Below are 13,331 nucleotides of genomic sequence, written 5' to 3' on the forward strand. Positions count from 1 at the left end.
CGCCGGCGTCGTTCATTCGAAACGCCGTTCGCGCAGCCACTTCGTGGCGATCCATTTGTCGCCTGCGACGACGGGGGCTCCGCCATGGAGCGTGCGCGTGGATGGGTGGGGGCGTTCGTAGCTGAAGAACACCGCGTTGCCACGGCGCGGAGCCACTTCCAGGTGCACGTCGGGGAAGGTGGTGCCACCGCCCTTTTCCGGATCGTTGAGGTAGATGACGATCGTGGCCACCCGCTGCCCGCCCCGGCGCAGGATGGTCGGCGTGCCGGGCTCCGCGGGGTCGAAGTAGTCGTAGTGGGGCTTGTATTCGGCCCCGGGCCGGTAGTGCAGCACCTGCAGGCCCTCGCCGTTCTCCAGGGGCCAGTTCACGAGCCGGGCGATGCGCGCCTCCAGCCGTGCCACCACGGGGTTTTCCTCGCGCTGGAAGAACATGCCGTTGCTGGTGCGGTCATCGTTGACCTCCTCGCCGCCCGTGCGCGTGGCGACGGTGAGCGACCGGGCCATGCGGGGGCGGGCCGCATCGATGATGGCGTCGCATTCCTCGGGCGACAGCAGGTTGCCGAACAGCACCACGCGCGGCTGGGCCATGGCCATGAGCACGTCCACGCGGCGGTCGCCGACGTCGATGCTGCCGGGGGACTCCGCCAGGTCCGGCTCGGGCACGCGCGAGGCTGCCGGATGGCCCTGCTGCACCGCCAGCGTGTCCAGGTGCTCGCGCAGCACGTGTTCCATCGCATAGGTGGCCACTTCCTCGCTCCAGCCCGCGTCGAGCATGGATTGCAGCACGGCGGGCGCGCCGAAGCCCGCCTGCGCCTGCGCGACGATCCAGGTGCGCAGCTCCGGCGTGATGGATTGGGAGAGGGCGGCGTCCGTGTCGGCGCGCGCTGCAACGGGGCGGTTGGCGGACATGTGTTCGGTCGGGAAAGTGGGTCGGGCGGCCATCGGCAATCGGGTACGTTAACCCCCGTGCAAAACACGGCCGCGGTGTGCGGTTTTTCGGGCGCTTCAGCCGGCGTCCTTGCGGCGGAAGACGAGGCGGTCCTGCGCCGAGGCGGATGCGTCGAACGCATAGCCTTCGAGATCGAAACCTTCCAGCTGGCGGGGGGCCACCACGCGGTGCTGGATGGCATAGCGCGCCATCAGCCCGCGGGCGCGCTTGGCATGGAAGCTGATGATCTTGTAGCGGCCCCCCTTCCAGTCCTCGAACACGCATTCGATCACGCGGGCCTTCAGCGCGGCGGTGTCCACGGATTTGAAGTATTCCTGGGAAGCGAGGTTCACCACCACCGGCGTGGCGTCGGCCGCGAGGCGCTGGTTCAGGTGCTCGGCGATGCGCTTGCCCCAGAACCGGTAGAGATTGGCGCCTGCGCCGGTGGCCAGCCGCGTGCCCATCTCCAGGCGGTAGGGCTGCATCCGGTCGAGGGGGCGCAGCACGCCGTAGAGGCCGCTCAGGATGGCGACATGGTCCTGCGCCCAGCGCAATCCGTCGCCGTCCAGGCTCCGGGCGTCCAGGCCCTCATAGACATCGCCGTTGAAAGCGAAGAGCGCCTGCCGGGCGTTCGCCGCCGTGAACCGCGGCGACCAGGCGGCATAGCGCGCGGCATTGAGCCCGGCCAGCGCATCGCTGATGCCCATCAGGGACGCCAGCTCCTGCGGAGACTTCTCACGCAGCACCTCGATGAGCTGCGTGGATTCATGGATGAACGGGGGAAGGGTGTGGGCCAGCCCTGGCGGCAGCGGGGTGTCGTAGTCCAGGGATTTGGCGGGAGACAGCAGGAACAGCATCGGTGCGGATTCCCTCGGTGCGAACGGACGGTGCGGGGAAATGCGGACGGCCGGCGGCGCCAGGCAAGTGGCGCCGCCGGCCGTCGGGATCCGTCAGGCGACGGACGAGGGCTGCTGCTCGAACGGCAGCTTCAGGTCGCGCAGATCTCGGCGTGTTTCCACGAGCACCAGCGGACCTTCGTCCAGCACGACGGCCGGAGGCCGCTCGCGCGGCACATGCACCGGGCGGGGCTCCGCGGCGATCGCTGCCTGCGCGGCGGCGATCTTCTCCGCATCGGAGTTCACCCACTGCAGGCCCGAGCTTTCGGCGATCCGGTTCAGCTCATCCACCGGCAGCTGGAAGGCCTGCACGCGTGGCAGTCCCGGCACGGCCGCGGCTGCGGCCGGTGCGGGCGCTGGCGTGGCGACCGGGACTGGCACGGGGACCGGCACCGCGGCGGCGGCCACGGCAGGTGCCGGCGCTGCCGCCGGGATGCCTGCGGGGGCTTGCGCAGGTTCCGCGGGCGCTTCGCCGTGCGAGGCTTCGGATGCCACCGCCGCGGCGGTGGGCGCGGGGGCGCCGCCACCCTGGCTGAAGTAGCTGCGGCGCGGCGCTTCCTGGGCAGGGCCTTCGCCGGCCACGTCCTGCACGGCCTGCGCCGTGGTGGTCTCGGTCACCGGTGCGGTTTCCACCTCGGCGCCTTCACGCGGCGCGCGCTCCCGGCGGTCGCGTCCATAGCGGTCGCGCGACCGGCGTTCGCGGCGCGGCTCCTCGCCCGGGGTGGAGCCCGTGGCCGGGCTGCCGGCTTCGCCGCCGGTCAGGTCCAGATCGGGCAGCGAGGCCATCGGGGACGTGTCCACGAACTCGGCCTGGCCTTCCTCTCCGCGCGGACGGCGGTCGCCGCCGCGTTCCCGGCGTTCCCGGCGCTCGCCGTTGCGAGGGCCCCGCTCGCCGCGCTCCTGCGGGGCGGCACCCTGGCCTTCGATGCCGACGTCCGGGGCCACGGCCCCCATGCCGGCGTCAGTGCCCAGCGGCTGCTGGCGCGGAGCGTCGCCGGACTCCCGGCGCTCGCGGCCGCGGCCGCCTTCACGGCCTTCACGGCCATTACGCGGCGCGTAATCTCCTTCGGCGCGAACGGATGCATCGCGTCCGTTCTCGCGTCCGCCTTCACGGTCGCGATCGCGCTCCCGTGCCGGCCGGCCTTCGCGGCCCTCGGCATCGCGCGGACCCCGGCCGTTGCGTGGCGCTTCGCCTTCGGCACGCTCGGGGCGTTCTCCGCGCTCGCCGCGGCGTCCGCGGCCTTCCGCGGCACCGTTCTCGCGCTGCCCGTCACGACCGCCGCCGTTGCCGTCGCGTCCGCCGCGCCGGCCTCCACCGCGGCGCCCGTCACGCGGGGCGTCGGCGGCAGGGGCGGGGGCAGGCGCCGCAACCGGCGCGGACACCGGTGCCGGAGCCGGACGCGGTCCGAAACCGAAGAGGCTCTTGAGCCATGCGAAGAAGCCCTGTTCCTGGGGCGCAGCCGGCGCCGGCGCGGGGGCCGGTGCAGGCGGCTGTGCCGGGGCGGCCGCGTGCGCGCCGTTGCGTGCGCCCGCCGTGCGCGGCATTTCGGGGCGCGGCTCGGCGACCGGGGCCGGCGCATCGGGCAGCACACCCTTGATCACCGGGGTCTGTTTGTTCGTCGGCTCCTGGGAGCGGCGCGTCACCGTGGTCGGGTCCTCCATCTCCTCGGCCAGCTTGTAGCTCGCGGCGATGTGGTCCAGGCGCGGGTCGTCGTGCTTCAGGCGCTCGAGCTTGTACTTGGGCGTTTCCATGGTCTTGTTGGGGACCATGAGCACGCTCACGCGCTGCTTGAGTTCGATCTTGGCGATTTCGGTGCGCTTCTCGTTGAGCAGGAACGAGGCCACTTCCACCGGCACCTGGCAGTGCACGGCGGCCGTGTTGTCCTTCATGGACTCTTCCTGGATCATGCGCAGGATCTGCAGCGAGAAGCCTTCCGTGTCGCGCACGTGGCCCGTGCCGTCGCAGCGCGGGCAGCGGATGTGCGCGCCTTCGCTCAGCGAGGGCTTCAGGCGCTGGCGGCTCATTTCCATCAGGCCGAACTTGCTGATCGTGCCGAACTGCACGCGGGCGCGGTCCTGGCGCAGCGCGTCGCGCAGGCGGTTCTCGACCTCGCGGCGGTTCTTGCTCTCCTCCATGTCGATGAAGTCGATCACGATCAGGCCGCCCAGGTCGCGCAGGCGCATCTGGCGGGCCACCTCGTCGGCGGCTTCCAGGTTGGTGCGGGTGGCGGTCTCCTCGATGTCGCCGCCCTTGATGGCGCGGGCCGAGTTCACGTCCACGGACACCAGCGCTTCCGTGTGGTCGATCACGATGGCGCCGCCGGAGGGCAGGGTCACCGTGCGGGCGTAGGCGGACTCGATCTGGTGCTCGATCTGGAAGCGGCTGAACAGCGCCGCGTCGTCGCGGTAGCGCTTGACCTTGGCGGCATGCTCGGGCATGACGTGCGACATGAACTGCTGCGCCTGTTCATAGATGTCGTCCGTATCGATGAGGATGTCGCCGATGTCGTTGTTGAAGTAGTCGCGGATCGCGCGGATCACCAGGGAGGATTCCTGGTAGATCAGGAAGGCGCCCTTGCCGCCCCTGGCGGCGCCGTCGATGGCGGTCCAGAGCTTGAGCAGGTAGTTCAGGTCCCATTGCAGCTCGGGCGCCGAGCGGCCGATGCCGGCGGTGCGCGCGATGATGCTCATGCCCTTCGGGTACTCGAGCTGGTCCATCGCCTCCTTGAGTTCGGCACGGTCCTCGCCCTCGATGCGGCGCGACACGCCGCCGCCGCGCGGGTTGTTGGGCATCAGCACCACGTAGCGGCCGGCCAGCGACACGAAGGTGGTCAGGGCCGCGCCCTTGTTGCCGCGTTCTTCCTTCTCGACCTGAACCAGCAGCTCCTGGCCTTCGCGGATCACGTCGTTGATGCGGGCCTGGCTGGGCGAAACGCCCTCGGCGAAATACTGGCGGGAGATTTCCTTGAAGGGCAGGAAGCCGTGGCGGTCCTCGCCGTAATCCACGAAGCAGGCTTCCAGGCTGGGCTCGACGCGGGTGACGACCGCCTTGTAGATGTTGCCCTTGCGTTGTTCGCGTCCCTCGATCTCGATCTCGTAGTCCAGCAGCTTCTGGCCGTCCACGATGGCGAGGCGCCGTTCTTCGGGCTGCGTGGCATTGATGAGCATCCGCTTCATGATGCGTTTCCTTCTTCGTATGGGTGCGGGACGCCGCGCAGCACAGGAGCTGCGTGCGTCCCGGGTTCAACCGTTGACACAGGCTCTTCAGGAGCCATGGATGCCAGGGCCGACGCACTGAAACGAAGGGAATTGCCGCTGAAAGCCAGGCGGCCGCGAAGCTGTTGACTAGCTCGGCAGCCGGGGTGGTGGGGCGTGGATGGAGGCGATGGAGGAAGCGTGCTTCCTGGCCGGGAAGAATGTCGTCGGCAGGGCACGCCATGCGGGCGCATCGGGCATGCGGACGGCCCGCGCCAGGGGCTTGTGCCCCTGCCACAGTGCCATGATCCAAGCCATCAGCGCCAACATGTTTTCGCTTTGATCCGCGGCAGGGGCGATCTCCGTGGAGAGGCGGCCTGCCGGTTGGGGATTCCGTTTGGGTGTTTCAATTTGTCAGCCGGGCCGGGCGGCATGCAGGCCTTCGCAGGCAACCGGCCTGCAATCTGCGCGCACGACGCCCGTTGGCATCGACCTTCCTGTACGTCGTGTCGGGCCGGGTGGACTAAACTCCAGAAAAATCAACCACTTACACAACGTCGCACAGGTGAAACACATTATAGGGGCCAAACCGGCGCCCGGCCGCCCCCCCGCCGCCTCCGAACCGGGTGCCTTGGCCGTGCGCTGGGTCGAGGTCGATGCCGAGTCCGCGGGGCAGCGGCTGGATAACTTTCTGATACGTGAACTCAAGGGCGTGCCCAAGACGCATGTCTACCGCATCATCCGCAGCGGCGAGGTCCGCATCAACAAGGGGCGGGCCGCGGCCGACACCCGCGTCGAGGCCGGTGACGTGGTCCGCGTGCCACCCGTGCGCATTTCCGACAAGGTGGCCGCAAAGGCGGAACGGCCCGCACCGGCCAGGGAGTTTCCCCTGCTGCTGGAGGACGAGCACCTGGTTGCCCTGGACAAGCCCGCCGGCGTGGCGGTGCATGGCGGCAGCGGCGTGAGCTTCGGCGTCATCGAGCAGTTGCGCCAGGCGCGCCCGCAGGCCCGTTTCCTGGAGCTGGTGCATCGCCTGGACCGGGAAACCTCGGGCATCCTGCTCGTGGCCAAGAAGCGTTCGGCGCTCACGCACCTGCAGGACCAGTTCCGCGAGCGCGAAACCGGCAAGACCTACCTGGCCCTCGTGTCGGGCGAGTGGCCGGAGCGCCTGAAGGTCATCGACGCACCCCTGCACAAGTACCTGCAGGCCGACGGCGAGCGCCGGGTGCGTGTGACCACGGAAGACGATCCCGACGGCATGCGCTCCATCACCCTCGTGAAGGTGCGCAGCCGCGTGCCGGCCCGGCCGGCCGAGGGGCTGCCCGCCATGGCGCTGCTGGAGGTGACGATCAAGACCGGCCGCACCCACCAGATCCGGGTCCACCTGGCCAGCCGGGGCCACCCGATCGTGGGCGACGACAAGTACGGCGACTTCGATCTGAACCGCCGCGTCCAGAAGCACGGCCTGCGCCGCATGTTCCTGCATGCATGGCGGTTACAGTTCAGCCACCCCGCCAGCGGCGAGCGCATCGAACTGCATGCCGAGCTGCCGGCGGAGCTGTCCGGCTTCCTGCCCGCCGCTCCCGCTCCCACCTGACGCCCGCCGCCCCATGTCCGCCACCCGTGCCCGCCGCTTCGATCTCATCGCCTTCGACTGGGATGGGACCCTGTTCGACTCCACCGCCATCATCGTGCGCTGCATTCAGGATGCCGTGCGCGACGTGGGAGGGCAGGTGCCCAGCGACCGCGATGCCGCCTGGGTGATCGGCATGGGGCTGATGGAGGCGCTGGCGCATGCCGCCCCCCACGTGCCGCGCGAAAAGCATGCCGAACTGCGCAGCCGCTACGGCTACCACTATGCGCGCCACCAGAACGACCTGAGCCTCTTCGAGGGCGTGCTGCCGATGCTGGAAGAGCTGCGCGCCTGCGGCCATTTGCTGGCCGTGGCCACCGGCAAGAGCCGCCGGGGGCTCGACGAAGTCCTGCACACGGTTTCGCTGCGGGGCATGTTCGACGGCTCCCGGACGGCCGATGAAACCGCCAGCAAGCCGCACCCCCTGATGCTGCAGGAGCTGATGGCGGAGTTCGGCGTGCCGCCCGGGCGCCTGCTGATGATCGGCGACACCACCCACGACCTGCAGATGGCCCGCTCGGCCGGCTGCGCCGGCGTGGGAGTGAGCTACGGAGCGCACGAGCCCTCCGGATTCCATGCGCTGGAGCCGCTGCACGTCGCCCATTCCGTGGCCGATCTGCACGACTGGCTGGTGCGCAACGGCTGATCGCGCCGGCCCGCTGCTGGAGCACCGAACATGACCGACGCCCCGGGAGCGGCCATTCCCCTGTGCCCGAGCGATGCGCTGCGGGAGGGCGGCGACGCCGTTCCCTTCGATGTCGTGTGGGCCGGGCAGCCCTGCCGTGCCTTCGCCATCCGCTACCAGGGGCAGGTCCATGCCTACCTGAACCAGTGCACGCACGTGCCCATGGAGATGGATTGGCAGCCCAACCGCTTCTTCGACGACACGGGGCACTGGCTGCTGTGCGCTTCGCACGGCGCTGCCTACCGCCCCGATACCGGCGCCTGTGCCGGCGGCCCCTGCCGTGGCGGACTGGTGAAGATCGCAATTTCGGAAGAGTCCGGAGTGGTGCGCTGGCATACTGGCTCCCAATTGCAACCCGTGGAATTCTGAGACATCCCATGACCGATCCGACCCGGAAAGAACCCTCCGGCCTGGAAGCTGATCCGTCGTCCACACCTGACCTGTGGGCCCAGAGTGCTCCTGAAAAAATAGCAAAAGACACCCCCGCCGCCGCCGGCAAGCCCCCGGGCTGGGAGCGCGACGTGCTGGAAAAACTCGTCTTCGCCACACTCTCCGAACAGCGCTCCGCGCGCCGCTGGCGTGTTTTCACCCGCATGGCATGGCTGGTTTTCCTGGTCGCCGTGGCCTGGGTGTTGCTTGCGCGCGACGTTGCGGCGCCCAGCAAAAGCACGCCCCACACCGCCGTGGTGGACATCAAGGGCGAGATCGCGTCCGGTGCCGAGGCGAGCGCGGAATTCGTGGTCGCGGCCATGCGCAGTGCCTTCGAGGACTCCGGCTCCCAGGCCGTGGTGCTGCTCATCAACTCCCCCGGCGGCAGCCCGGTGCAGGCAGGCATCATCAACGACGAGATCCTGAGGCTCAAGGCCAAGTACAACAAGCCGGTCTATGCGGTGGTCGAGGAAACCTGCGCCTCCGCCGCCTACTACATCGCGGCCGGAGCCGACCAGATCTTCGTGGACAAGGCCAGCATCGTCGGCAGCATCGGCGTGTTGATGGACGGATTCGGCTTCACCGGCACGATGGAAAAGCTCGGCGTGGAGCGCCGCCTGCTCACGGCGGGCGAGAACAAGGGCTTCCTCGATCCGTTCAGCCCGATGTCGGAGAAGCAGCGTACGTATGCGCAGGCCATGCTCGACCAGATCCACCAGCAGTTCATCCAGGTGGTGCAGAAAGGGCGGGGCGATCGCCTCAAGCCCACGGCGGACACGTTCAGCGGCCTGTTCTGGACGGGCCAGCAGGCCGTCGACATGGGCCTGGCCGACCACCTGGGCAACCTCGATTACGTGGCCCGCGAGGTCGTCAAGGCCGAGGACATCATCGACTACACGCGCCGGGACAACGTGGCCGAGCGCCTGGTGAAGAAGTTCGGCGCTGCCATGGGCGAAACGGCCATCCGCGCCCTGGGCGCCAGCCTGCCGGCGGTGCGCTGAACAGGCGGGTTCACTTCCAGCAAAAAAAGAGGCGCCGCGGCGCCTCTTTTTCGTTCCTGCCCGGGATCAGCGTCCAATGGCGAACACGACGGGCGTGCGACTGTCCAGCACGTCGGGCTGCTGGCGCCAGTGGCGCACGAGCTGGCTGGCTGTGCGGGCGCCGGCCAGGGTCAGGCCGCTGGCGAATGCCAGCCGGGTGTGGGGTTGCAGCGTCTTGACCAGGGCCTGCCACAGCGCGGGGTTGCGGTAGGGCGTTTCGATGAAAAGCTGCGTCTGTCCCTGCCGCAGCGCCAGCGCCTCCAGTTCCCGGATGCGCTGCGCGCGCTGGGCCGCATCCTGCGGCAGGTAGCCGTTGAACGCGAAGTTCTGGCCGTTGAGGCCGCTGGCCGCCAGGGCGAGCAGCAGCGAGACGGGGCCGGTGAGCGGCTCCACGCGAACGCCCAGGTCATGGGCCGCGCGCACGACCGAGCTGCCGGGGTCCGCCACGGCAGGCATCCCGGCCTCGCTGACCAGCCCCATGTCGTGGCCTGCCATCGCCGGAGCCAGCAACGGGCTGGCATCGAAGCCGGCCGCGCCGCCGGAGGCGCCCTGGTGGTCCCCCTTCTTGTGGACCTCGCGCGGCAACTCGGTGATGGACTGGCCCTGCAGCGGCGCTGCCAGCGGATGGAGCGCATCGATGCGCTTGAGGTAGGCGCGCGTGCTCTTCGCGTTCTCGCAGATCCAGTGGGTAATGGCTGCCGCTTTCCGCAGGGTGCCTGCGGGAAGGGCATCTTCCAGCGGAGCCTGCCCATCGCATCCGAAGTCCAGAGGGGCCGGAACGAGGTACAGCGTGCCGCGCTGCCGGGGCGTGCCGGCCGCATCGGGCGCCAGGGGAGTGCGGGCGTGCTCCGTCATGGCAGCACCAGGCCCGCGTTGCGCAGCATGCGGCAGGTGCGGATGAGCGGCAGGCCCACCAGCGCCGTGGGATCGTCGCTCACGATGGCGTCCAGCAGGCTGATGCCCAGGCCTTCGCTCTTGGCGCTGCCCGCGCAGTCGTAGGGCTGTTCGGCACGCAGATAGCGCTCGATCTCTTCATCGGAAAGATCCCGGAAGCGCACTTCCACCGGCGCGAGATCGGTGGCCTCGAAACCCGTGGCGGCGCAGGTCACGGTCACGGCCGTCTGGAACACCACGGTTTGACCGCGCATGCGCTGCAGCTGGGCCACCGCCCGTTCATGGGTGCCCGGCTTGCCCAGCGGGGTGCCGGAAAGGTCCGCCACCTGGTCGGAGCCGATGACGACCGCGTCGGGGTGGCGCCGCGCCACGGCTCGCGCCTTGGCCTGCGCGAGCCGCAGTGCCAGATCGCGTGGCGACTCGCCGGGCTGAGGGGTTTCGTCCACATCGGGCGCGGAAACGTCGAAAGGCACCCCCAGCCGGGCGAGCAGTTCGCGTCGATAGCGGGAGGTGGAGCCCAGTACCAGCGGGCGGGGAGGGAAAGCGGGGGCAGACATGGCGGCGATTCTCTTACACTGCCGCCATGACCAAGGAATTCTCTCCCCAGCGCCTCGACGTCAAGGCATTCGCGCAGGCGGGCGGTCATCTGTCCGGCCATGATTCGCTCCTGAAATACGAGCGGCTGGCCCAGGAGGCCAAAGGGCTGCACCCTGACCTGCTCGTGGACTGGACGGCCGACGGCGAAGTGCGGACCACGCACGGCATCGGTGGCCAGGTATGGCTGCGGCTGCGTGTGCGCGCCGCGTTCCCCATGACCTGCCAGCGCTGCCTCGGGCCGGTGGATGTCCCCCTGGAGGTCGATCGCGAATTCCGGTTCGTCGCCGACGAGGCGACTGCCGAGGCGCTCGACGACGAGAGCGAGGAAGACCTGCTGGCTCTGAGCCGCGAATTCAATCTGCGCGAGCTGATCGAGGACGAGCTCCTCATGGCGCTGCCGCTCGTGCCCCGGCACGACGAATGTCCTTCTCCGGTGCGGATGGCCTCCAGCGGCGAGGATTTCGAGGCGGCCAGCGCGGACAAGCCGAACCCCTTCGCGGCGCTCGCATCCCTCAAGACCGGCAAGCCTGGGGGTTGAAAAACCATTTGGGCTATAATCATGGGCTTCGCGCGAATCCCCTCGTGTCTTCAATGGGCTGATCGCGTTTTTACCAACCCACCCTTTCAAGACCAGGAGCCACCATGGCTGTTCAGCAGAACAAAAAGTCCCCCTCCAAGCGCGGCATGCACCGTTCGCACAACGCCCTGACGGTGCCCGGCATCGCTGTCGAGCCCACCACCGGCGAAACCCATCTGCGCCACCACATCAGCCCCAACGGCTTCTACCGTGGCCGCCAGGTGCTGAAGAACAAGTCCGAAGCCTGATCTTCGCCTGCGCGCACAGGCCCGCTGCTACACATGCGGTAGCGCGGGCCTTTGTTTTGTCCGCTGTTTCTTTTTTCCGGGTCCCGCTCGCGTGCGATCCGGCGAGTCGCCCATGATCACACTGGCTGTTGACTGCATGGGGGGCGATCACGGCCCCCGCGTCACGCTGGCGGCCTGCCGCCAATTCCTCGAACACCATCCGCAAGCGCGGCTGCTGCTGGTGGGCCAGCCCGAGAGCCTCGGCGGGTTCGCGCACGAGCGCGCCCAGATCGTCCCGGCCAGCGAGGTCGTCTCGATGGACGACCCCGTGGAGGTGGCCCTGCGCCGCAAGAAGGACTCCTCCATGCGCGTGGCGGTCCAGCAGGTGAAGGACGGCGCGGCCCAGGTCGCCGTATCGGCGGGCAATACCGGCGCGTTGATGGCGATTGCGCGCTACCTCCTGAAGACCCTGGACGGCATCGACCGGCCCGCCATCGCCACCCAGATGCCCAATGCCCGGGGCGGCGCGACCACCGTGCTGGACCTGGGGGCCAACGTGGATTGCAGCGCGGAGCATCTGCTGCAGTTCGCCGTCATGGGCGCGGCCCTGGTGTCGGCACTGCACGAGGGAACGGAAGAACCCGCGGTCGGCCTGCTCAACATCGGCGAAGAGGTCATCAAGGGCAACGAAGTCATCAAGCGCACCGGCGAGCTGCTGCGTTCCGCGGCCGAATCCGGTGACCTGAACTTCTATGGCAACGTGGAAGGCAATGACATCTTCAAGGGCACGGTGGACATCGTCGTGTGTGACGGTTTCGTGGGTAACGTGGCGCTCAAGGCCAGCGAGGGGGTCGCATCGATGATCGTCGGCGCGCTCAAGCAGGAGTTCAAGCGCAGCATCTTCACGAAAATCGCGGCAGTTGTGGCCTATCCGGTGTTATCTGCGCTGATGCGGCGCATGGACCACCGGCGCTACAACGGTGCGGCGCTGCTCGGGCTGCGAGGGCTTGTCTTCAAGAGCCACGGGTCGGCTGACATATTGGCATTCGAGCAGGCTTTGATCCGCGCGTATGATACGGCCCGCAACAACCTGCTCGATCGAGTCCGTTCGCGGGTTGCGCATGCCGCTCCCCTGCTGGGGCCCGCCGCCGCGCAGCCGTCGCCCTGACTGACCGTTTCGGGCCCCAATGAATGAGCCGTTATTCCCGTATCACAGGCACCGGCAGCAGCCTGCCCCCGCGCCGTCTGACCAATGCCGACCTCGTGGCCGAACTGGCCGGGCGGGGCGTTGAGACCTCGGACCAGTGGATCGTGGAGCGCACGGGCATCCGCGCCCGGCATTTCGCCGAGCGGGACGTGTGCAGCAGCGATCTGGGACTGGAGGCGGCGCGGCAGGCGCTCGATGCTGCGGGCGTGCAGCCTGCGGACATCGACCTCATCATCGTCGCCACGTCCACGCCGGACATGGTCTTCCCTTCCACTGCGTGCATCCTTCAGAACAAGCTGGGCGCCAATGGCTGCCCCGCATTCGACGTGCAGGCGGTGTGCAGCGGCTTCATCTATGCGCTGACGGTGGCGGATTCCATGATCCGCTCCGGCGCGGCCCGCCGCGCCCTCGTCGTGGGCTCCGAAGTGTTCAGCCGCCTGCTCGATTTCAACGACCGCACCACCTGCGTGCTGTTCGGCGACGGTGCGGGTGCGGTGGTCCTGGAGGCCTCCGAGACGCCGGGCATCCTCGCCAGCGACCTGCACGCCGACGGCAGGCACGTCGGCATCCTGTGCGTACCGGGCAACGTGTACGGCGGCCAGATCCTCGGCGATCCGCTGCTCAAGATGGATGGCCAGGCCGTTTTCAAACTGGCCGTGGGGGTGCTCGACAAGGCGGCCCGCGCCGTGCTGGACAAGGCCGGCCTGAAGGAGTCGGACGTGGACTGGCTGATTCCCCACCAGGCCAACATCCGCATCATGCAGGGCACGGCCAAGAAGCTGGGCCTGCCGATGGACAGGGTGGTGGTCACGGTGGACCAGCACGGCAACACGTCGGCCGCATCCATTCCCCTGGCGCTCGACCATGCCGTGCGCTCCGGCCAGGCCCGTCCCGGCCAGAACCTGCTGCTCGAAGGCGTGGGTGGGGGCTTCACCTGGGGCGCCGTGCTGCTCACGCTCTGAGTGCTGCCGCGGCCTGCGCCGAAGCACGGCCCCGGTGACTCGTATGACCTGAATTTCCCTC

Annotated in this window: 13 protein-coding genes; 8 read left to right on the top strand and 5 right to left on the bottom strand. The window is 68.9% G+C overall.

The genetic code is table 11. The features are described from left to right. Positions 1-12: 12 nt before the first annotated feature. The 3 genes from BLR99_RS05795 to BLR99_RS05805 form a co-directional block, all read right to left on the bottom strand. Positions 13-909 (bottom strand): 2OG-Fe(II) oxygenase, encoded by an 897-nt coding sequence (locus BLR99_RS05795; protein ID WP_017439190.1) that lies wholly within the window; start codon positions 907-909, stop codon positions 13-15. A 96-nt stretch (positions 910-1,005) separates the two neighbouring features. Beyond that, positions 1,006-1,785, bottom strand: a complete 780-nt coding sequence (gene yaaA, locus BLR99_RS05800; protein WP_011794317.1) for a peroxide stress protein YaaA — start codon at positions 1,783-1,785, stop codon at positions 1,006-1,008. A gap of 93 nt (positions 1,786-1,878) precedes the next feature. Continuing rightward, on the bottom strand, positions 1,879-5,001 hold the full coding sequence (locus tag BLR99_RS05805) for an Rne/Rng family ribonuclease (RefSeq protein ID WP_011794318.1): 3,123 nt from the start codon (positions 4,999-5,001) through the stop codon (positions 1,879-1,881). 583 nt (positions 5,002-5,584) lie between these two features. Here BLR99_RS05805 and BLR99_RS05815 point away from each other — a divergent pair. Genes BLR99_RS05815 through BLR99_RS05830 form a run of 4 tightly spaced genes read left to right on the top strand, consistent with a single transcriptional unit; the run spans position 5,585 to position 8,767 of the window. Beyond that, the gene (locus BLR99_RS05815) at positions 5,585-6,616 is read left to right on the top strand and encodes an RluA family pseudouridine synthase (protein WP_017438232.1); all 1,032 of its coding nucleotides are present in this window, start codon (positions 5,585-5,587) and stop codon (positions 6,614-6,616) included. Positions 6,617-6,629: 13 nt separating this feature from the next. Further along, positions 6,630-7,298, top strand: coding sequence for an HAD-IA family hydrolase (locus BLR99_RS05820; RefSeq protein ID WP_011794320.1), 669 nt, complete (start codon positions 6,630-6,632; stop codon positions 7,296-7,298). A gap of 30 nt (positions 7,299-7,328) precedes the next feature. Continuing rightward, on the top strand, positions 7,329-7,706 hold the full coding sequence (locus BLR99_RS05825; RefSeq protein WP_011794321.1) for a Rieske (2Fe-2S) protein: 378 nt from the start codon (positions 7,329-7,331) through the stop codon (positions 7,704-7,706). Positions 7,707-7,714: 8 nt separating this feature from the next. Further along, a complete protein-coding gene (locus BLR99_RS05830) occupies positions 7,715-8,767 on the top strand; it encodes a S49 family peptidase (protein WP_011794322.1) in 1,053 nt (350 codons plus the stop codon). A gap of 66 nt (positions 8,768-8,833) precedes the next feature. Here BLR99_RS05830 and BLR99_RS05835 read toward each other — a convergent pair whose 3' ends face one another. Next, positions 8,834-9,661 carry an SAM-dependent methyltransferase gene (locus BLR99_RS05835; RefSeq protein WP_011794323.1) on the bottom strand — a complete coding sequence of 276 codons (828 nt, stop codon included), beginning with the start codon at positions 9,659-9,661 and terminating at the stop codon, positions 8,834-8,836. Further along, positions 9,658-10,257: a Maf family protein gene (locus tag BLR99_RS05840; RefSeq protein WP_011794324.1), complete on the bottom strand. Its 600-nt coding sequence runs from the start codon at positions 10,255-10,257 to the stop codon at positions 9,658-9,660. The genes BLR99_RS05835 and BLR99_RS05840 overlap by 4 nt, the downstream gene beginning before the upstream one ends. A 26-nt stretch (positions 10,258-10,283) precedes the next feature. On the opposite strand from BLR99_RS05840, the gene BLR99_RS05845 reads away from it, so the two are divergent. From BLR99_RS05845 to BLR99_RS05860, 4 genes are all read left to right on the top strand, one after another. Beyond that, positions 10,284-10,835: a YceD family protein gene (locus BLR99_RS05845; protein WP_011794325.1), complete on the top strand. Its 552-nt coding sequence runs from the start codon at positions 10,284-10,286 to the stop codon at positions 10,833-10,835. Positions 10,836-10,939: 104 nt separating this feature from the next. Continuing rightward, complete coding sequence (rpmF, locus tag BLR99_RS05850) at positions 10,940-11,122, top strand: 50S ribosomal protein L32 (RefSeq protein WP_011794326.1); 183 nt, start codon at positions 10,940-10,942, stop codon at positions 11,120-11,122. A gap of 112 nt (positions 11,123-11,234) precedes the next feature. Then, entirely contained in the window at positions 11,235-12,269 is a 1,035-nt protein-coding gene (gene plsX, locus BLR99_RS05855; protein WP_011794327.1) for a phosphate acyltransferase PlsX, read from the top strand. 23 nt (positions 12,270-12,292) lie between these two features. Next, complete coding sequence (locus BLR99_RS05860) at positions 12,293-13,270, top strand: beta-ketoacyl-ACP synthase III (RefSeq protein ID WP_011794328.1); 978 nt, start codon at positions 12,293-12,295, stop codon at positions 13,268-13,270. The last annotated feature ends 61 nt before the right edge of the window (positions 13,271-13,331 follow it).

It is taken from the genome of Paracidovorax citrulli (assembly GCF_900100305.1).
GTDB classification, from domain to species: Bacteria; Pseudomonadota; Gammaproteobacteria; order Burkholderiales; family Burkholderiaceae_C; genus Paracidovorax; species Paracidovorax citrulli.